This window comes from Amycolatopsis magusensis (assembly GCF_017875555.1).
GTDB classification, from domain to species: Bacteria; Actinomycetota; Actinomycetes; order Mycobacteriales; family Pseudonocardiaceae; genus Amycolatopsis; species Amycolatopsis magusensis.
On the sequence record NZ_JAGGMS010000001.1, the window covers coordinates 4,073,251 to 4,093,727 of the forward strand.

General features: G+C 71.5%; 20 protein-coding genes. 6 read left to right on the top strand and 14 right to left on the bottom strand.

Annotation, left to right across the window (positions count from 1 at the left end; translation table 11 throughout):
• Nucleotides 1-5: 5 nt before the first annotated feature.
• Genes JOM49_RS18215 through JOM49_RS18245 form a run of 7 tightly spaced genes read right to left on the bottom strand, consistent with a single transcriptional unit; the run spans nt 6 to nt 6,673 of the window.
• On the bottom strand, nt 6-968 hold the full coding sequence (locus JOM49_RS18215) for an NAD(P)H-dependent flavin oxidoreductase (RefSeq protein WP_209665470.1): 963 nt from the start codon (nt 966-968) through the stop codon (nt 6-8).
• The gene (locus tag JOM49_RS18220; RefSeq protein ID WP_209665471.1) at nt 965-2,539 is read right to left on the bottom strand and encodes an AMP-binding protein; all 1,575 of its coding nucleotides are present in this window, start codon (nt 2,537-2,539) and stop codon (nt 965-967) included. Before JOM49_RS18220 ends, JOM49_RS18215 begins: the two co-directional genes overlap by 4 nt.
• Nucleotides 2,536-3,294: an enoyl-CoA hydratase/isomerase family protein gene (locus JOM49_RS18225; protein WP_209665472.1), complete on the bottom strand. Its 759-nt coding sequence runs from the start codon at nt 3,292-3,294 to the stop codon at nt 2,536-2,538. Before JOM49_RS18225 ends, JOM49_RS18220 begins: the two co-directional genes overlap by 4 nt.
• Nucleotides 3,294-4,472, bottom strand: a complete 1,179-nt coding sequence (locus JOM49_RS18230) for a CaiB/BaiF CoA transferase family protein (protein WP_209665473.1) — start codon at nt 4,470-4,472, stop codon at nt 3,294-3,296. Before JOM49_RS18230 ends, JOM49_RS18225 begins: the two co-directional genes overlap by 1 nt.
• Nucleotides 4,469-5,185: an enoyl-CoA hydratase/isomerase family protein gene (locus JOM49_RS18235; protein ID WP_209665474.1), complete on the bottom strand. Its 717-nt coding sequence runs from the start codon at nt 5,183-5,185 to the stop codon at nt 4,469-4,471. The genes JOM49_RS18230 and JOM49_RS18235 overlap by 4 nt, the downstream gene beginning before the upstream one ends.
• Nucleotides 5,182-6,129 (bottom strand): hydroxymethylglutaryl-CoA lyase, encoded by a 948-nt coding sequence (locus JOM49_RS18240; protein WP_209665475.1) that lies wholly within the window; start codon nt 6,127-6,129, stop codon nt 5,182-5,184. The genes JOM49_RS18235 and JOM49_RS18240 overlap by 4 nt, the downstream gene beginning before the upstream one ends.
• Nucleotides 6,130-6,187: 58 nt before the next feature.
• Complete coding sequence (locus JOM49_RS18245) at nt 6,188-6,673, bottom strand: MarR family winged helix-turn-helix transcriptional regulator (RefSeq protein WP_209665476.1); 486 nt, start codon at nt 6,671-6,673, stop codon at nt 6,188-6,190.
• Between the two features lie 99 nt (nt 6,674-6,772).
• Between JOM49_RS18245 and JOM49_RS18250 the strand changes: the two genes are divergently transcribed.
• Nucleotides 6,773-8,119: an MFS transporter gene (locus JOM49_RS18250; protein WP_209665477.1), complete on the top strand. Its 1,347-nt coding sequence runs from the start codon at nt 6,773-6,775 to the stop codon at nt 8,117-8,119.
• Here JOM49_RS18250 and JOM49_RS18255 read toward each other — a convergent pair.
• The gene (locus JOM49_RS18255; protein WP_209665478.1) at nt 8,103-8,768 is read right to left on the bottom strand and encodes a response regulator transcription factor; all 666 of its coding nucleotides are present in this window, start codon (nt 8,766-8,768) and stop codon (nt 8,103-8,105) included. The two genes, JOM49_RS18250 and JOM49_RS18255, sit on opposite strands and share 17 nt — an antisense overlap.
• 108 nt (nt 8,769-8,876) lie before the next feature.
• Between JOM49_RS18255 and JOM49_RS18260 the strand changes: the two genes are divergently transcribed.
• Nucleotides 8,877-10,325: a DUF1349 domain-containing protein gene (locus JOM49_RS18260; RefSeq protein WP_209665479.1), complete on the top strand. Its 1,449-nt coding sequence runs from the start codon at nt 8,877-8,879 to the stop codon at nt 10,323-10,325.
• Here JOM49_RS18260 and JOM49_RS18265 read toward each other — a convergent pair.
• A complete protein-coding gene (locus JOM49_RS18265; RefSeq protein WP_209665480.1) occupies nt 10,252-10,845 on the bottom strand; it encodes a TIGR03086 family metal-binding protein in 594 nt (197 codons plus the stop codon). The two genes, JOM49_RS18260 and JOM49_RS18265, sit on opposite strands and share 74 nt — an antisense overlap.
• A 62-nt stretch (nt 10,846-10,907) precedes the next feature.
• Between JOM49_RS18265 and JOM49_RS18270 the strand changes: the two genes are divergently transcribed.
• Nucleotides 10,908-11,324 carry a MarR family winged helix-turn-helix transcriptional regulator gene (locus JOM49_RS18270; RefSeq protein WP_209665481.1) on the top strand — a complete coding sequence of 139 codons (417 nt, stop codon included), beginning with the start codon at nt 10,908-10,910 and terminating at the stop codon, nt 11,322-11,324.
• 1 nt (nt 11,325) lies between these two features.
• Here the strand turns inward: JOM49_RS18270 and JOM49_RS18275 are convergent, their stop codons facing one another.
• The 4 genes from JOM49_RS18275 to JOM49_RS18290 all read right to left on the bottom strand — a co-directional run bounded on the left by JOM49_RS18275 (nt 11,326) and on the right by JOM49_RS18290 (nt 17,137).
• Complete coding sequence (locus JOM49_RS18275) at nt 11,326-11,952, bottom strand: TIGR03085 family metal-binding protein (protein WP_209665482.1); 627 nt, start codon at nt 11,950-11,952, stop codon at nt 11,326-11,328.
• 121 nt (nt 11,953-12,073) lie between these two features.
• Entirely contained in the window at nt 12,074-12,943 is an 870-nt protein-coding gene (locus JOM49_RS18280; protein WP_209665483.1) for an alpha/beta fold hydrolase, read from the bottom strand.
• 9 nt (nt 12,944-12,952) lie between these two features.
• On the bottom strand, nt 12,953-16,615 hold the full coding sequence (locus tag JOM49_RS18285) for a DUF6531 domain-containing protein (protein ID WP_209665484.1): 3,663 nt from the start codon (nt 16,613-16,615) through the stop codon (nt 12,953-12,955).
• Between the two features lie 129 nt (nt 16,616-16,744).
• Nucleotides 16,745-17,137 carry a MerR family transcriptional regulator gene (locus JOM49_RS18290; RefSeq protein WP_209665485.1) on the bottom strand — a complete coding sequence of 131 codons (393 nt, stop codon included), beginning with the start codon at nt 17,135-17,137 and terminating at the stop codon, nt 16,745-16,747.
• A 59-nt stretch (nt 17,138-17,196) separates the two neighbouring features.
• Here JOM49_RS18290 and JOM49_RS18295 point away from each other — a divergent pair, with 59 nt between their 5' ends.
• On the top strand, nt 17,197-18,570 hold the full coding sequence (locus tag JOM49_RS18295; protein ID WP_209665486.1) for an MFS transporter: 1,374 nt from the start codon (nt 17,197-17,199) through the stop codon (nt 18,568-18,570).
• Here JOM49_RS18295 and JOM49_RS18300 read toward each other — a convergent pair.
• Entirely contained in the window at nt 18,558-18,893 is a 336-nt protein-coding gene (locus tag JOM49_RS18300; RefSeq protein ID WP_209665487.1) for a hypothetical protein, read from the bottom strand. The two genes, JOM49_RS18295 and JOM49_RS18300, sit on opposite strands and share 13 nt — an antisense overlap.
• Before the next feature lie 144 nt (nt 18,894-19,037).
• Between JOM49_RS18300 and JOM49_RS18305 the strand changes: the two genes are divergently transcribed.
• Nucleotides 19,038-19,907 carry a manganese catalase gene (locus JOM49_RS18305; RefSeq protein ID WP_209665488.1) on the top strand — a complete coding sequence of 290 codons (870 nt, stop codon included), beginning with the start codon at nt 19,038-19,040 and terminating at the stop codon, nt 19,905-19,907.
• 129 nt (nt 19,908-20,036) lie between these two features.
• On the top strand, nt 20,037-20,411 hold the full coding sequence (locus JOM49_RS18310; protein WP_209665489.1) for an STAS domain-containing protein: 375 nt from the start codon (nt 20,037-20,039) through the stop codon (nt 20,409-20,411).
• Nucleotides 20,412-20,477: the final 66 nt, after the last annotated feature.

Here is a 20,477-nt window from a genome sequence, read left to right on the forward strand (position 1 = left end):
GTGTTCTACTTCGGGGCGTTCGCCGGTGGCAGGCTGTCCCGTGCCGCGCGGTACTCGCGGACGATGCGGGCCACGATCTCCGCCGCGGGCAGCACGCTGTCGATGAGCCCGGCCGACTGCCCCGCCTCGACCTTGCCTTCGGCGACATCACCGTGCAGAGCGGCATCCTTCAGCGAGGACGCCGCGAAAGTCCTCCGCCGCAAGGCTTCTTCGGCGCCACTGTCCTCGAGGTCCAGCATCCGGGCGGTGAAGTCGTTCGCCACGGCACGGATGACGCCGAGCCCCCGGCCCACGGTCCGCGTGTCGCCGATGCCCGCGCCGAGCACGGCGGCCTTGTACTCGTCGTGCACCGAAGCTTCCCGGCTGGCGAGGAACCGCGTGCCGAACTGCGCGGCGCCCGCCCCGAGCGCGAGCATCGCGGCCAGCCCGGCGCCGTCGGCGACCCCGCCGGAGGCGATCACCGGCACCTCCGGGACCGCGCGCACCACGGCCCGCACCAGCACCTGCGTGGTCACCATCGCGGGCGGCGGGTGCCCACCGGCCTCCGCGCCGACCACCACCAGCGCGTCGACCCCGGCGTCGGCGGCCTTGCGCGCGTGCTCGGTCCCGGCGACCACGTGCAGGCACCGCGTCCCCACCGCGTGGAAGCGGTCGAGGTACCGCCGCGGCCCGCCCTGGGACGCGATCAGCACCGGCGGACGGCGGTCGAGCAGCAGCTCGATCACCACCTCCGCGTCGGCCCGGTAGAGCGGCAGGTTCACCGCCCACGGCCGGTCGGTGCCCGCCGCCACCTCGTCGAGCGTGCGCGCCAGGTCGGGCAGGCGCATCGGTCCCGCGGCGACCACGCCGAGACCACCGGCGTTGCTGACCGCGAGCGGAAGCGCCGAGCAGGACGACGCCCACGACATGCCCGCCTGGATGATCGGCAGGTCGACACCGAGCAGTTCGGTGACCGGGGTGGTGATCACGAAGTCACCTCGGCGAGCAGGCTCCGCGCGTGTGCGGCGAGCCGGTTCTTCTGCACCTTCGAACTCGCCGTCATCCCGATGCCCTCGAAGCCGTCGACGACCCGCAGGTGCCGCGGCACCTTGAACCCGGCCATCCGCGAGCGCGCCCAGTCGAGCAGTTCGCCCTCGGTGATCCGGGGTTCGGTCAGCACCACGAACGCGAACGGCACCTCGAGCAGCCGCTCGTCCGGCACCCCGACCACCGCCGCCTGCCGCACCAGCGGATGCCGGTGCAGGACGTCCTCGATGTCCGCCGGTGCCACGTTCTCCCCGCCGACGCGGATGATGTCCTTGGTACGCCCGGAAAAGTGCAGCCGTCCCGACTCGTCCAGCAGGCCGATGTCCCCGGTGGACAGCCAGCCGTCGGCGTCGATCGTCTCGGCCGTCTTCGCCGGGTCGTCGAGATACCCGCGCATCACGTTCCACCCGCGCACCAGGATCGACCCCGGTTCGCCCGGACCGCAGTCGCGGCGGTCGTCGAAGTCGCGGATGCGCACCTCGACCCCGGGTTCGACGGCCATCGCCCCGGACGCGCGGACCTCCTCCGGCTCCCACCACGCCGACTGCGCCACATTCGGCGAAGCCTCGGAAAGCCCATATCCGGCAACGCATTCGCGGGCCCCGAGTTCGTCGATGACCCGCCGGATCACGGTCGGCGACGCGGCCACCCAGGCGCCGCGCAAGCACAGGCGCGGGCGATCGGGGTGGTTGAGCAGCAGCAGCGCGATCGTGTCGTTGCCGGAGAAGTGCGTGCAGCGCTCGGTTTCCAGCAGCCGCAACGCTTCCGCGGGTTCGAACTTGGGCATGGTGACCAGCGTGGTGGCGTGCTGCACCGAAGCCAGGACGGACAGCGTGCTCCCGGCGACGTGGAAGAACGGCCGCGCCGAGTGGAACCGGTCGCCGGGGCGCAAGCCCATGCGCATCCCGGAGAAGAACGCGTCCGCGCACATGCTCCGATGCGTGAGCAGCACACCCTTCGGCCGCGCGGTCGTGCCCGAGGTGTACTGCACGAGCAGGAGGTCGTCGGCGACGGCGGTGGGTTCGGCGGACCAGCCCGAGCCCGCCTCCAGGAACGAGGCCCAGGGAGTCGCGTACGCGGGCACGTCCGAGCCCAGCATGACGATCGACCGCAGCTCCGGCAGGTCCAGTTCCCCGAGCATGCCCGCGAAGTCGGAACTGAGCACCCGATCGGCGGTGAACAGCGTGCTGACCCGGGCGTGCGTCAGCGTGTAGTGCACCTCGTCGGCGGTGAAGCGCGTGTTGACCGGCACGGTGACCGCGCCGACCGAGCCGATCGCGAGGAACAGCGCCACCCAGTCCGGGCTGTTGCCCAGGCACAGGCCGACCCGGTCGCCGCGGCCGATCCCGGCGGCCGTGAGTGCTCCGCGGATCCGTTCCACCGCCACCGCGAGTTCGCCGTAGGTGATCCGCTCCTCGGCGGTGACCACGGCTTCGACGTCCGGCGCGAGCAGGGCGGCCCGGGTCAGCGCTTCGTGCGTGGTGAGCGGGCAGGCGGTGCGCAGGGGGATCATTTCTCGTCTCCGTTCCCGGCGGCGAACCGGGCGACACCGTCGCGCCAGCCGCCGTCGGCGAGGCACTGCTCGATGGCGGACATCTCGATCCGGATGCCGCGGTCGAGGTCGGTTTCCGCGCCGAGGTCCACCGCGCGTTTGGTCAGCGCGATGGCCAGTGGTGGTGCTTTCGCGATGTCACGCGCGGTTCCGGCACCTGCCGAGGCCAGTGCGTCCGGTGCGACGACCTGCGTGACGATTCCCAGCCGCAGCGCGTCTTCGGCGTCGAGCGGGCGGTTGGTGAACAGCAGTTCCTTGGCCTTGCGCTTGCCGATCACGCGCTGGAGCCGCTGGGTCGCGCCGACCGTGCCCCAGTGCGGTTCGGGGAAGCGGAAGACCGTGCCCTCGGCCGCGATCGCGAAGTCCGCGGCCAGCGTGATCTCCCCGCCGGAGCCGACCACCGCGCCCTGCACCAGTGCGACCACCGGGCGGCGGCACTGCTCGATCGCGGCGTAGGCGGCGAACGACGCGACGCGCCGCCGTCGCACCCACGCCGCGTCCTTGCCGGTGCGTTCCTTGAGGTCGGCTCCCGCGCAGAACACCGGCCCGCGCGCGCTCAGCAGGACCACCCGGACGTCCTCGTCGGCGTCGACCTCTTCGAACGCCTCCCGCAACTGCACGCACGTCGGCAGGTCGACGGCGTTGCGGGCCTCGGGCCGGGTCAGTTCGACGTGCGCGATGCCGTCGGTGACCTCGAGCCGGACACGGTCACCCATCAGATCACCCCCGCGGCCCGCAGGCCCTCGATCTCGTCCGCGGTGAGCCCGGCCAGGCCCGCCAGCACGTCTTCGGTGTCGGCGCCGAGCAGCGGTGGCACACCGGTGTCCGGCGGTTCCCCGGCAGTCTCGCGCAACGGGGTGCGCAGCGCCGGGAACGCACCCTCGGTCGGGTGGTCGAACCCGCCGACCACCCCGCGGGCGACGGCGTGCGGATCGGCCAGCGCCTCGCGCACCGAGCGCACCGCACCGGCCGGCACCTCGGCCGTACGCAGTTCCTTCACCAGTGCGTCGCGGTCGTGCTGGGCGATCGCCCCGCGCAACGCCTTCATCACCCGCGCGCGGTGTTCGACGCGGCCGGAGTTGTTGCGCAGCAAGGGATCGGCGGCCAGTCCGGGGAGACCGAGGACCGCGCACAGCGGCTCCCAGTGCTGGTCGCTGCCGCTGATGTGCAGCCATTCGCCGTCCCCGGCCTGGAACGCCGCCGACGGCACACGCCCCGGGTGCTCGGTCCCGGTGCGAAGGGGATCCTCGTCCAGCGCGAACAACCGGGCCGCGTTCAAAGCGTGCAGGCTGAGCTGAACGTCCATCATGGACACGTCGAGGTGGCAGCCGCGTCGACCGGCGAGTCCGGTGAGCACGGCGATGGCCACCCAGAGCCCGGAAGTCATGTCCGCCACCGGGATGCCGGTCTTCGACGGCGGCCCGCCGGGCTCGCCGGTCATCGCCATCACCCCGGACAGCGCCTGGAACACCGTGTCGTACCCCTTGCGCGCGCGGTCCGGCCCGGTCTGCCCGAAGCCGGTCGCCGACACGTAGACCAGCCCGGGGTTGTCCTCGGCCAGTCGTTCGTACCCGAGGCCGAGCCGGTCCAGTGCACCGGGCAGGAAGTTCTCCACGACCACGTCGGCGCGGGCGGCCAGCCGCCGGGCCACCTCCTGCCCGCGCGGGTCCTTGAGATCCAGCGTCACCGAGCGCTTTCCCCGGTTGAACGCGAAGAAGTACGCGCTTTCCCCGTGGGGCAGCCGCGGTTCGAAGCCGCGGGTCTCGTCACCCGCGCCCGGTCGCTCGACCTTGATCACGGTGGCCCCGAGTTCGGCCAGGATCTGGGTCGCCAGCGGGGCGGCGAGCACGCGCGAGAAGTCCAGCACGGTGATGCCGGTGAGCGGGCCGGTCACTGGCGGAACCCCCGCATCAGCGCGTTGACGTCCTGCCCGGCACGCATCGCGGCGTCGGTCGGCAGGTCCGCCACCCGGTAGAACAGGTCCTTCGCCGCAGCGAGCGCCCGCGGCTCGACCTCGGCCCAGCACTGGGCGATCTCCAGTGCCGCCGGGACCACCTCGTCCGGTTCGACGACCCGGTTGACCAGCCCGTGTCCGGCGGCTTCGGCCGCGGTGAGCAGACGGCCGGTGCTGACCAGTTCGAAGGCGAGCTTGCGGCCCAGGTGCCGCACCAGCCCGGTCATCACCAGCGCGGGCACGATCGAATGCTTCAGCTCGGGATAGCCGAACTTGAGGTCGGTGCCCGCCACGGTCATGTCCGCGCCGATCGCCAGCCCGGCGCCACCGCCGACGGCCGCCCCGCGCACCGCGGCGACCACGGGCACCGACAGGCGCTGCATCCGTGTTTGCAGGCGCGCGGTGAGTTCGGCGCGTTCGAGCACGGCGTCGGCGTGGGCCGGGGTCAGCGAGGAGAACTCGCCGAGGTCGGCGCCCGCGCAGAAGCCACGGCCGTTGCCGGTCAGGACCACCGCGCGGACCTCGCGCTCGGCGGTGGCGAGCGCGTCGTCGAGCGCGCGGGTCAGCTCGGTGTTCAGCGCGTTGAGCTTGTCCGGCCGGTTCAGCGTGAGGACGCGGACCTGGCCGTGGTCCTCGGTCTGCAGCACGGTCACGAGATCTCCTGCGGGGTCGGGGTGAAGCCGGCGCGGGCCACCATGCTGTACAGCGGACGGCCCAGCGCCCGCTCGCAGGCGGCCGAGGCGGCGGCCAGCCGGTCGAGGTCGAGCCCGGTGTCCACGCCCATCGCGTCGAACAGGCTGACCAGGTCTTCGGTGCAGACGTTGCCGGTCAGCCCGGCGCCGTAGCTGATGGTCGACGGGTGCCCGCCGACGCCACCGAACGCGGTGTCGAAGTGGCGGCACCCGGCGTCCAGCGCGGCGACGGCGTTGGCGATGCCGGTGCCCCGGGTGTTGTGGAAGTGCGCGACCACCGGGAAACCGGGGTGCGCGTGGTCGAGCCGGGTGAACATCGAGCGGACCGCGCCCGGGGTCGCCACGCCGGTGGTGTCGCCGAGGCTGACCATGGCCGCGCCGAGGTCGACGAAGCGCGCCACGTCCTCGGCGACCCGGCCGGGGTCGACCGCGCCCTCGAACGGACAGCCGAAGGCCACCGAAACCACGCCGACCAGGCGGAACCAGCCGCCGGCGAGCCGGACCATCTCGGTCACGCGCTCCCACTGGCCCGCGCGGGTGGTGCGCAGGTTGCGCTCGGTGTGGCTCTCAGTGGCCGAGACCAGCAGGCTGAGTTCCTCCGCGCCGTGCCCGGTTTCGAGGTCTTCGAGCGCACGGGACACCGCCCGCGGGTTCGGGCAGGTCGCCTTGAACGCGACCCCCGGCCGCCGGTCGATGCCCGCGAGCACGGCCGAGGCGTCCGAGAAGCCCGGCACCCGCTGGGGATGGCTGTAGCTGGTCGCCTCGATCCGCCGGAAACCGGTGTCCGAGAAGGAGTTCAGCAGCTCGATCTTGGTCGCGGTCGGGACGGGCACCGGTTCGTGCTGGAGCCCGTCACGGGCGAAGCACTCGCAGATCGTGACGGCGTCGGTCGTCGGGCCGGGCAACGGGCCACCTCCTCTTCGGTGGCTCCAGAACTACGCGCCTATGTTGATAAAGTCAACACTAGGCGTCGGCCACGTGGGCGCGCTCACGCTCCTCGACGGTCAGCGCGAGCTCGGCGAGCTTGTCCAGCGCGCGGTGCAGGATGGCGGCTTCTTCGCCGGACAGGATGGCCAGGAAGTCCGCGTCGCGCTCGTTGGCCGCGGTGATCAGGCCGCGGTAGACGCGGGTGCCCTCCTCGGTCAGCGCGAGCTGCGACGAGCGCCCCGAGCCCGCTGTCCGGTTGACCAGCCCGCGCTCGGTCAGGCGGCTGACCACCCGGCTCATCTGCGCTTTGTCCAGTCCGGCGCGGCGTGCGAGCCGGTTCAGGGTCAGCGTCGGATCGGCCGCGATGAGCGCGATCGCGCGCCATTCGCCGAGACTGACGTCGAACTCGCGCTTGTAGCGCAGCGCCGCGCTGCGCGACATCGCCGACGACGTGCGCGAGAGCCGGTAGGACAGCAGTGCGGAGATCGGCACCAGGTCTCGCCCGTCCGCGCGTTCACTCATGGGTGAATGGTAGCGGGCGGACGACTGGTGTTGACAAGCTCAACACTTCCGGCAAAGACTGGGCCCGCCAGACAGTGCCGGACGAAGGAGTCGAGGACCGTGGCCGAACCCCCTGCCGCCCCCGAGCGAACGGACGCCGCCGCCGGTGTCGACCGCGGAACCACCTACCGGACCATCGCGCTGCGCGTGATGCCGCTGCTGGTGATCTGCTACGTGGTCAGCTTCATCGACCGCACCAACATCGGCATCGCCCAGCAGGGCCTCAAGCGCGACCTCGGCTTCGGGCCCGCGGTCTACGGCCTCGGCGTGACCCTGTTCTTCGTCGGCTTCATCCTGTTCGAGGTGCCGAGCAACGCCCTGCTCGCCCGGATCGGCGCCCGCAGGACGCTGGTCCGCATCATGGCCTCGTGGGGCGTGGTGACCATCGCGACGATGTTCGTGCAGGACGAACTCACCTTCTACCTCGCGAGGTTCCTGCTGGGCGTGACCGAGGCCGGCTTCTTCCCCGGCGCGCTCTACCTGCTCTCACGCTGGTTCCCCTCGGCCCGTCGTACCCGGATGACCGCGGTGTTCTTCATCGGCGTGCCGGTCTCGGGGGTGCTCGGCTCGCTGGTGTCCGGCTGGATCATGCACACCTTCGGTGGCGTGGGCGGGCTGGCCGACTGGCAGTGGCTGTTCCTGATCGAGGGCGTGCCGCCGATCCTGCTGGCCGTGCTGGTGGTCTTCTTCCTCGCCGACGAGCCGGAGCAGGCGAAGTGGCTGACGCCGGCGCAGAAGGCCGCCGTGCGTGCCGACCTGGAAGCCGACCGGCGCGGCAAGGGCGACGCCACGGACTCGGGCGAGGCACACGGCGGACTGCTGCTGGCCCTGCGCGACACCAAGGTCTGGATCCTCGGCCTGTGTGCCTGCGGGGCCTACACGCTGGCGAACGCGGTGTCGTACTGGACACCGCGGATCATCGCCGACGCCGGGGTCGGCGACGTGCTGGACCTCGGGCTGTTCTCGGCGATCCCGCCGCTGCTGGGCATCGTGGTGATGCTGGTGGTCGGGCGGCACTCCGACCGGACGCTGGAACGCCGCTGGCACGCCGCGACCAGCTGGATCGTGGCGGCCTTCGCGATGCTGGCGCTGTCGGTCTCCGGCGGCAACGTGGTGGTGGTGATCCTGCTGCTGGCGATCATGGCCGCGGCCCACTACTCCGGGCTGACGGTGTTCTACTCGATCCCGTCGATCTACCTGACCGATCGCGCGGCGGCCACGGGTATCGCGGTGGTGACCTCGATGGGTTCCTTCGCCGCGGCTGCTTCGCCGTCGCTGCTCGGCTTCATCCAGTCGGCCACCGGCAGCCTCTCACTCGGCCTGCAGATCAGCGCGGGCATCGTGCTGCTGGCCGTGGTCCTGCTGCTCACCGGCGTCAAGGCGGCCGACCTCAAGGAACACCGGTGAGCCGGTAACCGGCGCCGGGCAGGGTGGTGATGACCGGCGGGTCGCCGAGTTTCCGGCGCAGGCGCCCGATGGTCACGGTGACGGTGTTGGTGAACGGATTGGCGTGCTCGTCCCAGACGCGTTCCAGCAGGTCCTCGGTGCTGAGCACCGCCGGCCCCGCCTGGAGCAGGGCTTCGAGCAGGGCGAACTCCTTGACCGAGAGGTCGAGCCGCCGGCCGTCGCGGGTGGCCGTGCGCCGCACCGGGTCGAGCTCGATGCCCGCCGCACGCAGCGTCCTGGCCCTGGCGTCGGGCCGTCGTCGGGCCAGCGCCCGGATCCGCAGGACCAGCTCGGGGAAGTGGAACGGCTTGGCGAGGTAGTCGTCGGCGCCGAGGGTGAGCCCGCTGACGCGATCGCCGGGGGAGTCCGCCGCGGTCAGCATCAGCACCATGGGGCGCTCTTCGCGCTCGGTGATCATCTGGCAGAGCGCGTCGCCGTGGATGCCGGGCAGGTCGCGGTCCAGCACCACCACCTCGTAGGGGTTGAGGTCGAGCTTGGCTGCCGCGGTGTGGCCGTCGCAGGCGAGGTCGACGGCCATGCCCTGGTCCCGCAGCCCCTCGGCGACCACATCGGCCAGCGCGCGGGCGTCCTCGACCACCAGCACCCTCATGCGGTCACCCTGCGCGTAAACACCGCACCAGCATGCCGGGCCGGACCTAACAACGGTGTGACAGCGGCGGTTCGGCCGGTGTTAGGGCGGGTTCCGTAGACCGGACCGGTGCAGATCCCTTCCTACTTCACCCGCGGGCGCATCATCGCCCTCATCGCCGCCGCCCTGCTCACCGTGCTGCTCGGCCTGCTCCCCGCGGTCGCGGGCCGGGCGACCTGCAGCGCGGACAACGTCGAGGTCGCCTGCCCGGCCGACCCGGTCGGCCCGCGCGGCGAGGCGGTCAGCGACCAGTTCGCCTTCGGCCACCGTCCACTGGGGACCGAGGGCAGCATCACCGCCCGGCTGGCCTCGATGACCGGCACCATCACCTACCCGCCTCCCGGCCACGACCAGATCGTCGAGGGCCTGGTGCCGTGGGCGAAGGCGGGCCTGATCATCAAGGACGGCCTGGCGCCGGGTTCCTCGTACGCGGCGATCATGTTCACCGGTGCCCACGGCGTGCGCATGCAGCACGACTACGTGCACGACACCGCGGGCAGTGCCTCCGGCACGCACTGGGTGCGGCTGACCCGGTCCGGCGAGGTGGTGACCGGCTACGAGTCACCCGACGGGATCACCTGGACGCCGGTCGGCACCGCGCGGCTCGACGGCCTGCCTTCCGTCGTCCAAGTAGGACTCTTCGCCACCTCGCCCGGTGACCTGAGCGTGGTGGGCGGAAGCACGCAGGTCCGGTTCACCCAGGCCGGCGCCGAGTTCGACCACGTCACCGTGACCGGTTCCCCGGAGACGGCCTGGACCAGCACCACGGTCGGGGAAATGGGCACCACCGACTGGGAACGCGACCACCTCGCACCCGGCCTCGTCGAAGCGGGTGGCACGCTGCGCATCACCGGTTCCGGCGACATCGGCCCGGTCGGCACGATCGGCGGGGCGTCGATCGAGGACACCCTGCTGGGCCTGCCGGTGCTGCTGGTCTTCGTGATCGTGCTGGGAGCGCGTTCCCGGGGCGGTGTTCCGGAGGTCTTCGGAGCCACGTTGGCGACCGCCCTGGTGGCGGTCGGGACCACCGTTCCACTCGGCACGCTGGTCCTGCGGGCCGCCGGCAGCACCGTCCTGCCGGTCTCGCTGCTCACCGCGGCGCGGGTCGTCGTCGGGGTGGCTTTGGTCGTCGCCCTCATCGCGGTGCTGGCGCGGGCTCTGCGCTCGTGGCTCGCGGCTTCCGCGTTGACCGTGGTGCCGTACGTGCTGGCCGTCCACCCGCTGCTCCCGGACGGCGTCGCCGACTGGCTCCTGCGCCTGACCCCGGCGGCCGGCTTCGCCGTCCAGCAAACCGCCGGGGAGTTCCCCCAGGTCCTCGCGCACTACACCCCGGCCGCGGGCTACTTCCCCCTGCCCGGCTGGGCCGGGCTCGTCATCACCGTCGCCTACGTGGTGGCCGCGCTCGTGCTCATGCGCTGGGTGGCCGACCGCAGGCAGACCACGCTCAGTTCGGCCAAGCGGGGGAGCGGCCCAGCAGTGCCACGATCCGGTCCAATCCGGACAGTCCATCGGCCTTGACCACCGGGCCGAAAGCCGCGCCCGGCTCGAGGCGGGACCGTCCATCCGGGACGATCTCGGCGACGCGCAGGGCGCGGTCCAGAACCTCCTTCTGGAACCGGATCGGCAGGTCGAGCGTGCGGGCGACGTCCCAGGCGTGCACCACGTAGTCGACGAAGTGGAAGCTGAGCGCCTGCTCCGCGGTGAAGGTGACCTCGGTGGAGAACTCCGGCAGCGGGAACTTGCGGTCGGCGAGGTCGTTGGCGGCGAAGGCGTTCAGCACCTGGTTCACCGATTCCCGGTAGGTGGCCACGGGATCGTCGCCGAGGGGGACCAGTTTCCAGTGGGCCGGGTCGCCGTCGCCGGCCGCGGCGGCGGCGAACCCCAGGTGCTGGGTGGTCATGTGGGCGAGCAGGCCGTGCAGGGTCCAGGCCTCGCAGGGCGTCGGCTTCGCCAGGTCGGCGGGCTTCAGGTCGGCGAGGAGCTCGAGGCTGACGCGGGTGGCGAGGGCGTCGAAGATGCGCAGTTCATTGATGGGCATGCGCATATCATCTATACCTGCGTATGATCCGTCAAGGGTGGTCTGCTCGGTATGGTCAGCGCATGGCGGAGCGGAAGCGGCCGGACCTCGCGGCGATGCTCGGCGGGCTCATGCGCAGGCTGATGGCGGCGGAGGCGCCGATACTGGACGAGCACGGGCTGAGCATGTGGGGCTACGTCGTGCTCAGCGCCCTCGACGACGGGCCGGTGCGCACGCAGGCCGCGCTGGCGCGCGCGATCGGCGCCGACAAGACGCGGATCATCGGCACCCTGGACAAGCTGCAGGACGACGGCCTGATCAGCCGTGACCCGGACCCGGCCGACCGGCGGGTGCGGCTGCTGGCGATCACCGACGAGGGCCGGGCGCGGCGGCGCGCCACGCAGGACCGGATCCAGGCCTACGAGGACGAGTTGCTGGCGCGGTTGCCCGAAGGCGATCGGGCGGCTTTCCTGCGTGCCGCGCGGGCGCTGGCGGAATGAGTCAAAGGCCGCGGCTGAGCGACTTCAGCCGCTCGACCGCGGCGGCGTCCCCGTCAAACTCGAGGCGGACGGCGTCGCGGCCGAAGACGAACAGCAGGATCTCGACCGGTTCGCCGAGGACGGTGACGGGATCGGGTCCGGCCTTCGCCGTCACCTCGCCGTGAGCGGGCGTGCGGAGGACGATTCCGTCGGCTGAGCCGCGGAGGGTGAGCTTGGCGATCGCCCTGATCGAGCGCCAGGCTGCCTCGTCACGCTTGGTGTCGGCGGGCCGGGGCTCCCAGCCCTCCTGCGCGCGGCGCACGTCTTCGTGGTGCACGAGGAATTCGGCGCTGTTGATCAATTCGTTCAGCGGCGGCAGGCGGGTGGGCCAGAACCACGCCGGTCCCTTGCGCACCCGCTCGACCAGCTGCGCCCACGGCTGGGCGGCGTAGCGGCCCTGCACGGATTCCGTGTGGGACGCGAGGGCGGGCACCAGGATCCCGGCCGCCGCGTCGGGCCGGTGTTCGCGGAGGACCAGGTGCGCGGCCAGGTCACGGGTGCGCCAGCCGTCGCACAGGGTGGGGGCGTCGGCGCCCACCCGCTCGAACAACTCGCACAGTTCCCGGCGCTCATCAGCAGCGACACCCATACCCCCGACCCTACCCGCCACGCCGGCCCCGCGCCCCCAGCGGCTACCGGGGCGATGACACAAATGTGGCTTTGGGGGCCGAATCCGCCCCCAAAGCCACATTTGTGTCGCGGGCGGGGCGTTACCCGGCGTGGACGCGGGTCAGGAAGTCCCGCATCAGGGTGGCGACCTCGGCCAGATGTGTTTCCAGCAGCCAATGTCCGCCGTCGAGCAGGTGCAGTTCGGCATCCGGCAGGTCCCGCAGGTACGCCTCGGCGGCCGCGGCCGGCATGTAGCCGTCGTGCGGGCCCCAGGTGATCAGGGTGGGCGGGCGCCACTCGCGCAGGTAGGCCTGCTGCCGCGCGAACCACGGCACGGTCGAACCCTGGTCGGTGAGCAGCGTGAGCAGGTGGTCCCGCCGCGACGGGGTTCGTTCGACCAGCGACCACGAGTGCGTCCACAGGTCGGGACTGACCTGGTCCGCCAGGTGTTCCGGTAGTTCCCCGCGGAATTCGCCGCGGAAACCGGATTCGTTCACGGCTGAAGCGATTTCCGCGCGGCCCTCCGGTGTCGGGTTGTCCCAGTAGCGTTTCAGCGGCGCGTATTTCGGGCCGTGTTCGTCGGGGTAGATGTCCCCGTTCTGGATGACCAGGCCGGCGACCCGGTCCGGCGCCGACATCGCCAGGCGCAGGCCGAACTGCGAGCCGTAGTCCTGTAGGTAGACCACATAGCGCGGCAATCCCAGCACTTCGGTGAACCGCCGCAGGTGGTGCGCGTGTGCGTCGAAGGTGTACGCGAAGTCGTCGGGGGTTGCGCTGTAGCCGAAACCCGGCTGGTCGGGCGCGATCAACCGCCAGCGATCGCCCAGCGCGGGCAGCAGGCCGCGGTACTGGAAGGACGAGGACGGATAACCGTGCGGCAGCAGGACCACCGGTGCGTCCGCCGGTCCGCATTCGCGGTAGAACGTGGAGATTCCGTCGACTTCGATTTCTTTGTGGCTGACCCCAGGCATAAACCCATGCTAAGCCGGTTCGTCCGGTTCCGGCCACACGAGATCGACCACGCCAGGCCGTTCCGGCACGCCGGGAACGCCTGCGGGCGTGGCGAAAAGGTACGGGTTCGCCACATATCCCATCGGATTCGGCGAGGACCGAAGGCCGAGCGGGTCCTGGCTGAGGTAGCGCGCGGTTTCCGGGTCGTAGTAGCGGTGCACGCCGTAGTGCAGCCCGCTTTCGGCGTCCTGGTACTGGCCGGGGAACCGCAGGGGCGTCCCGGTCGCCGCGCCGAGGTCGTTGCCACACAGTCCGGTGGATGCCTGCCACCGCAACGAACCGTCGCTGTCGAGCAGTTCGGTGGGCGTGCCCGCCGAGTTCGTCACGATGACGCGGAGCCGGGCATCGAGCTGGACCACCGGCCGGCCGTCGCAGTGTTCCCAGGTGATCACCGAACGCGAGCCGTCGGCGTGCCGCGTCTCCTGTTCGACGATTTCCGTGCCGTCCCAGGCGAACCGGATCTCTTCGGCCAGTTCCCCGCCGGGTGGCCACCGCCGTTTGGCGAACCGCCTGCCGACCGGGTCGTAGTGGTAGGTCCACCGCGTACCGTCCGGAGTGGTCAGTCCGGTCAGCCGGTCCAGCCGGTCCCAGGTGAAGGTCCACTCGCGATCGCCCGCGCGCCTGCCGGTGATCCGGCCCTGCCGGTCCGCGGTGTAGGTGACGCCGCCGGCTTCGGCCAGGAGGTTGTGGTGGTACCCGCGGATTCCCAGCGCGTCCCGGGTGATGTTGCCCGCGGCGTCGTAGCCGTACCGCTCGGTGCCGTGGGGTGCGGTGAGCTCGGTGACCCGGCCGAGCGGATCCAGCTGGAACCGGGTCGCGCCGGTGGCCGAATCGTCGATCGCGATCAGCTGCCCGTCGATCCGGTAGGTGTAGTCGCGTTTGAGGACGCGGTCGGAGAGCACCTGCGTGGTGAGCAGGTCCTCGGCGTCGAACTCCTGGCAGAGCACCCGATGCCCGTCGACGAAGCGCGCGACTTCGCGCCCCGCTGGATCGCGCTCGAAATCGACTTCGTGACCGGCGATGAGCAGCCGGTCCGGTCGCCCGTGCTCGTCGCGGTGCCACGAACTGTCCACACCGGACGGTGTGCGCCGGTGCACCGCGGCACCTTCGTAGGACCAGCGGACCGTGTGGCCGTTGACCGACTCCGCGAGCACCCGGCCCCGGACGTCCCGGCTGATCTCCAGCACGGCTTCCCGGCCCGCCGCGCGGACCAGGCGGCCGAGCGGGTCGTAGGCGTAGGTGGTGACGTCCCCGGCCGTCCGCCGTTCGACCACGTTGCCGAGCGGGTCGTAGCGGTAGGCGGTGACTTCGCCGAGGCCGTTGGTGGTGCTGGTCAGCTGCCCGGCCGCGTTGTAGTCGAAACTGAGCAGGCGGCCGTCGCAGTCCTCCTCCTCGATCAGGCGGCCCACCGGGTCGTAGGTGTAGCGCCAGGCGAGCCCGGCGGCGTTGGTGACCTCGATCAGCCGCAGTTCACCGTCGTAGCGGAAGGTGGTGCGCCCGCCCGCGGCGTCGATCTCCTCGGCGAGCAGGCCGAACCGGCCGTACCGCCGCCGCGTCACCTGCCCGCTCGCGCTGCGGTGCTCGATCGCGTGGCCCTCGGCGTCGAAGCGCCACACGTCCCGCCTGCCGAGCGGCCCCTGCCGCACCGCCCGGTGACCGGCCACGGTCCAGCCGAGGCCGACGGTGGCGTCGGAAGCCGTCCGGATCTTGCGCGGCCTGCCGAACGCGTCACGCTCACCGGGCTGCGCGGCTTCCGGGTCCGCATCGGCGAAGAGACCCGCCGGACGGGCGGGGTGCGACGGTGACGCCACCCCGACCGGCTCGGTCAGCGGATCGACATCGGGCACCCGCCTGCGCACCACACCGTCCTTTGTGGACATGGTCAGCAGGGCGCCGCCGGCGTCACGCGAATACCCGACCACCGAGCCGTCCGGGCGGACGACCCCGGCGAGCAGGCCGTCCTCGCCGTAGGTGAACAGCGTGGTCCGGCCGAGCGCGTCGGTGCGCGACAGCAGGCGGCCTTGCTGGTCCCAGGTGAACCCCCGGCGACCGCCGAGCGGGTCGATCTCCTCCACCAGCCTGCCCGCCTCGTCGAAGCGGTATTCGGTGGTGTGGCCGAGCGAATCGGTGTACCGGGTGGCGCGGCGCTCTCGCTCGTAGCTGTACGCGCCGTTGCGGAACCCGTCGGCGCCGACGGTCCGCACGCAGCGGCCCTCGGTGTCGTAGGCGTACCGGAACCAGGTGCCGGTGCGGTCCCGCCAGCCGGCGAGCCGGTCGCTGAGATCGTAGTCGAGCGCCATCGGCGGACCGGCGGCGTTCGCCACTTCGGTCAGCTGCCCGAGTTTGTTGTAGCCGAAGCGCACGACCGGGACGGTGTGGTCGTCGCTCAGGACGTCGATGCCGGTGATGCGGCCTTCGGCGGTGATGAAGCGGACTTCGTATCCGTCGGACCGTCGTAGCACGCTGGGTGCATCGCCGTCGTACTCCAGGGTCACCGTGGGCGAGCCGGGATGCTCGATGGTCACCAGGCGCTGGGTCTCCGGCTCGAACAACAGGGTCCTGCCGGTGGCCGGATCCGTGACGCGGTACCCGTCGCCGGTTCGCCGCAACGGATATCGCGGACCCAGCAGCGGCAGCACTTCTTCCGGCCCGGTGGGGTACGGGTAGAACAGGACCATGCCGTCCGCCGAGAAGTAGCGGAGGTGCGCCTCGTCGGCCTCCAGTCGTTGGTCCAAAGTGGACGCCCAGGACGGGCCGAACCAGCGGCCCTCGCGGTAGGCCGAAAGGTGGGTGCGCTCGAGCACCAGGTCCGGGGTGCCGATCAGGGTGAGGTCGGCCTGCCGCAGCACGACCTGACCGGTGGCCACATCGACCGGCTCGCAGTCGCGCACGGGAATGGCCCGATCGCCCGGACGGCCGGGTTTGGTCCTGGCCGGTTTGGTGTTCCGCAGCGCCTGGGTGGCCTCACCGAAGGAATCACCGAGCTTCTGCAGCAACGGCGAGAGTTTGCCCAGCGCCCGCACCAGCTTCTTGATGATGCCCGCGATCCTCGCCGCCGTCTTCGCGACGGCCGTGGCCACCTGGGAAGCCACCCAGACCAGGCCGATGCCGGGGGTGTGCAGCGCCCACCGCAGCAGGTGCCCGACCAGGTCGGTGATGATGTCGCGCACCTGCGTCCGCACCGCGCCGACGACCTCACCGGCACTGCTGATCCCGCTGGCCGCCCCCTCGGCCGCGGTCCGCGCCGCCGAAAGCAGGGTGGCCGTGTCCGCGTACCGCGCGCGGAAGGCGTCCCCGGCCGGGCCGGGCCACGACTCGTCGGTGATCATCTTGGTCAGGTCGGCGTCGATGGCCGAAAGTTCGGTACCGACGTGCTGCCAGGTCTCCGCGTGCGCCCTGATCTCGGCCGGGTCGCCGGTCAGCACGTCCAGGGCCTCCGACAGCAGCCCGCAGTGTTCGAGCAGCCAGCCGACGTCACCGGCCAGTACCGGCCCGAACGGGTCCACGGCCGTGCCGAGCGCGGCCAAGGCGGCTCCGCCCGCGTCCCGGACCCCGTCGGCCCAGCCGCGGCTTTCGATCGCCCGGCTGGTCTCGTCGATCGACTCCAGAAGCGGTGTGCCGACAATGGCCATGACTTCAGCTAAGGCAACCCCGGTGACCGCGACAACCAACGGGGTGGTGGCCTGCCCCTGCGACCGCCGGACGTTGCCCGATCACCCACCGGGAGGACGCGACCCTCCCGCTCGGTGGTGACCGGGGTGTCAGCCGGCCTCGCGCAACCGGTCCGCGGCGTGCTCGACCGCGGGTGGCGCAGTGGCGATCACCTGGTCCAGGGTGCTCCGGGCGGTGGTCAGCTCGCTGATCGCGGCGCTGAGCCTGGCGCGCTCGCGGTGCAGGTCCACCAGCAGTTCGGGACAGTCGGCGATGAGCTGTCCCCCCGCCGAGCCCAGGCACGGCAGCAGGTCGGCGATCGTGGTGGTGGACAGGCCTGCGGCCAGGAGGTTCCGGATGTGCTCGACGGTGGTGACGTCGGCTTCGGCGTACTCGCGGTAACCGCTGGGCAGGCGCCGTGGCCGCAGGAGCCCCTGCTCCTCGTAGTAACGCAGCAGCCGCTGGCTGACCCCGGTCCGGCGTTCCAGCTCGCTGATGCGCATGCGGCCCTCCGAAATCCACGCTTGACTCTCACATCCATGTGAGACTTTAGCGTCGCGGCATGTCCGACCGACAACTCGAAACGACCGCCGGTCCCCGCGAATGGCTCGGCCTCGCCGTGCTCGTCCTGCCGACCGCGCTGCTGTCCATGGACGCCACGGTGCTCTACCTGGCGCTCCCCAGTCTCGCCGCCGAGCTGTCCCCGAGCCCGGGTCAGCTGCTGTGGATCTCCGACGCCTACGGCTTCCTGGTCGCCGGGTTCCTCGTCACCATGGGTTCGCTGGGCGATCGCATCGGCAGGCGGAGGCTGTTGCTGATCGGGGCCGCGGCCTTCCTGCTCACCTCGGTGCTGGCGGCCTTCGCGCCCACGGCCGAACTGCTCATCCTCGCCCGCGGCCTGCTCGGCATCGCCGGTGCCACGCTGATGCCGTCCACGCTCGCGCTGATCGGCGGCATGTTCCGCGATCCACGGCAGCGCGGGGCCGCGATCGGGCTGTGGTCGGCGGCCCTGTCCGCCGGGGTGGCGCTCGGCCCGGTGGCCGGTGGGCTGCTGCTCGAATGGTTCTGGTGGGGTTCGGTGTTCCTGCTCGCCGTGCCGGTGATGATCCTGCTGCTGGTCGCCGGGCCGATCCTGCTGCCGGAGCACCGCGATCCCGAGCCGGGACGGCTGGACCTGGCGAGCGTGGCCCTGTCACTGGCGACCGTGCTGCCGGTCGTCTACGGCATCAAGCACCTCGCGGAGGGCGGTCCGGGGCTCCTCGGCGGGAGCGCGCTCCTGCTCGGCGCGGTTGCCGGGGTGGTGTTCCTGCGACGGCAGCGGACGCTGAGCCTGCCGTTGATCGACCCGCGGTTGTTCGCCGTGCGCCCCTTCCGGAACGCGCTGGTGGTGTTGCTGGCCGCGCTCGCCTGCGTGTCCGGCGTCTACCTGTTCGCCGCGCTCCACCTCCAGCAGACGGCCGGGCTGTCCCCGATCGAGGCCGGGCTGTGGCTGGTGCCGTCCGCGGTGGCGATGATCCTGACGTCGGTGGCGGCGTCCTCGCTGGCGCGCCGGATGCCGGTCCACCGGCTGCTCGCGTGGTCGCTGGTGGTCTCGGCGCTCGGCTTCTTCGTGCTGGCCTGGACCCCGGCGGAGCCGGGCGTGGCCCCGCTGGTCACCGGGCTCGTGCTGATCTACCTGGGGCAGGGGCCGGTGATGGCGTTGAGCACGGACATCGTGGTCGGCGCGGCGCCACCCGGGCGGGCGGGTGCGGCCTCGGCGCTGTCGGAGACCAGCGTGGAGTTCGGGCTGGCGCTCGGGGTGGCCGTGCTCGGCAGCGTCGGCACCTTCGTCCAGCGCGAGCACGGTGCCACCACCGGGCTCGCCGTGGTCGCGGCGATCGGGGTGGTGGTGCTCCTGGGCCTCGCGGCGCTGAGCGCCCGGCGTCAACCGGCCTGATCCCGCCGCGTGCTCGGGCGGAACCCGGCGAGCTGGCGGTCCGCCTGCTCGGCGTGCTCCGGGCAGAGGAGGCGGTCACCGTCACCGGCGTCGGCCAGGTACACCGACGCCGGTTCGCCGCAGCCGCCTTCCCGGTGGCTGCCCAGCCAGAATCGCCCGCAGTCGGGCGTGACGCACCAGGTCCACTCCTCGGTGGTGGCCAGGGTGAAGCCGTGTTCCGGGCAGATCACCCCCGGCCAGCGGCAAACCGGGGGCCGCCGATGTCCGGCCGGCCGGACAACAGCGGCGGGCACACCGCGGGAACCGCGGGAAAACCTGGCCATTCTGCCCCTTTCCGCGTGGTGGTGACCGGCGTGGCTGCCCGCACCTTGCTGGAGAAACAGATTCCGGTCAACCGTCCGTGCATGAACGGGAAATCGCGGGGAAGCCCGGGTTGGTATCGCCACCGATTCCAGGAGGTAGTGACGGTGTTCCGGCATACGAAATTGCTGCAGTTCGAGGCCAAGCCGGAAAGGCCCGATCCGGTGTACGCGCGGAAGTTGCAGGAGCTCATCGGCGGGGCGTACGGCGAGATGACGGTGACCATGCAGTACCTGTTCCAGGGGTGGAACTGCCGCATGGAGGGCAAGTACAAGGACTTGATCATGGATACGGCGACCGAGGAGATCGGGCATGTGGAGATGCTGGCCACGATGGTGGCCCGGCTGCTCGAGGGTGCGCCGTCGACGGTGACCGCGGAGGCGGTGAAGGATCCGGTGATGGCCGCGGTGATCGGCGGGATGGATCCGCAGCAGGCGATCGTGGCCGGGGGTGGGGCGATGCCGCAGAACTCCCAGGGTGTGCCGTGGATCGGGTCCTACATCGTGGCCAGCGGGAACCTGCTCGCGGACTTCCGCGCCAATGCCGCGGCCGAAGCACAGGGACGGTTGCAGACCGCGCGGTTGTACAACATGACCGACGACCCGGGCGTGAAGGAGATGCTCCGGTTCAATCTCGCCCGCGACACCGTGCACCAGAAGCAGTGGCTCGCGGCGATCGAGGAGCTGGAGGCGGACGGTCTCGAGGAGACGCCGATCGCGCCGAACGCGTTGCTCGACGAGGAGGACCAGGTGCACAACAACACCATCTGGCACCTCTCGGACGGCCCGGACGGGGCCTCGGGTGGGTGGAGCAAGGGCAAGAACTCCATCGAGTACCTGATGGACCCGGAACCGCTGGGTGGTCCCGGCACCGCCCCGAAACCGGACCCCGCGCTGTACGGCACCTATTCCGCGGTCAAGGACGCCGCCGGAACGGTGAAGGGCAAAGCCAAGCAGGCCAAGAAAAAGCTGACCTGATCCCCGCCGCTTTCACCCGTTGGAGGCACCACGGGCCGGTGGGCCCGTGGTGCCGGGTGGCGGGCACGGCCGCACTGGGGTTGAGTCGATGGTTGTCCGGCAACCGCGCTCAGGTGAGGGGTCAAGTTGGTGTCGCAGTACGCTGTCCGTCCCGCCCCCGCCACCTTCGAGGTCACCACTGACCACGCGGTCACCGTGCTCACCGCGACCGGTGAGCTGGACAACCAGGTCGTCGACCGGCTGGGCCACGCACTGGCCGAAGCGATCGGGCGGCGTCCGAAAGCGTTGCTCCTGGACCTGTCCCGGATCGCTTTCTGTTCCGCGCAAACGCTTCGCGTCCTGCTGGACGCCCACATCGACGCCCGCGCGGCCGGGGTGGCGTGCGCGATGGTCAGCACGCACCCCACGGTGGTGCGGCCGATCCGCCTGTTGCGGCTGGACCACCTGCTCCAGGTCCACCCGGACCTGGAAGCGGCGTGGCGCCGGCTCACCCTGCTGTCCTGAGTGGACTGAGCAGCGCGGGCGAGCCGGTCCGTCACCCGATGGGGACCACCCGGACGGCGGACGGGA

What these genes read in the sequence shown, in the direction of transcription:
- JOM49_RS18275 (WP_209665482.1), bottom strand. Translation starts at nt 11,952, where the DNA reads ATGGGTGTCGCTGCTGATGAGCGCCGGGAACTGTGCGAGTTGTTCGAG.
- JOM49_RS18285 (WP_209665484.1), bottom strand. Translation starts at nt 16,615, where the DNA reads ATGGCCATTGTCGGCACACCGCTTCTGGAGTCGATCGACGAGACCAGC.
- JOM49_RS18290 (WP_209665485.1), bottom strand. Translation starts at nt 17,137, where the DNA reads ATGCGCATCAGCGAGCTGGAACGCCGGACCGGGGTCAGCCAGCGGCTG.
- JOM49_RS18245 (WP_209665476.1), bottom strand. Translation starts at nt 6,673, where the DNA reads ATGAGTGAACGCGCGGACGGGCGAGACCTGGTGCCGATCTCCGCACTG.
- JOM49_RS18280 (WP_209665483.1), bottom strand. Translation starts at nt 12,943, where the DNA reads ATGCCTGGGGTCAGCCACAAAGAAATCGAAGTCGACGGAATCTCCACG.
- JOM49_RS18255 (WP_209665478.1), bottom strand. Translation starts at nt 8,768, where the DNA reads ATGAGGGTGCTGGTGGTCGAGGACGCCCGCGCGCTGGCCGATGTGGTC.
- JOM49_RS18220 (WP_209665471.1), bottom strand. Translation starts at nt 2,539, where the DNA reads ATGATCCCCCTGCGCACCGCCTGCCCGCTCACCACGCACGAAGCGCTG.
- JOM49_RS18300 (WP_209665487.1), bottom strand. Translation starts at nt 18,893, where the DNA reads ATGGCCAGGTTTTCCCGCGGTTCCCGCGGTGTGCCCGCCGCTGTTGTC.
- JOM49_RS18265 (WP_209665480.1), bottom strand. Translation starts at nt 10,845, where the DNA reads ATGCCCATCAATGAACTGCGCATCTTCGACGCCCTCGCCACCCGCGTC.
- JOM49_RS18295 (WP_209665486.1), top strand. Translation starts at nt 17,197, where the DNA reads ATGTCCGACCGACAACTCGAAACGACCGCCGGTCCCCGCGAATGGCTC.
- JOM49_RS18225 (WP_209665472.1), bottom strand. Translation starts at nt 3,294, where the DNA reads ATGGGTGACCGTGTCCGGCTCGAGGTCACCGACGGCATCGCGCACGTC.
- JOM49_RS18270 (WP_209665481.1), top strand. Translation starts at nt 10,908, where the DNA reads ATGGCGGAGCGGAAGCGGCCGGACCTCGCGGCGATGCTCGGCGGGCTC.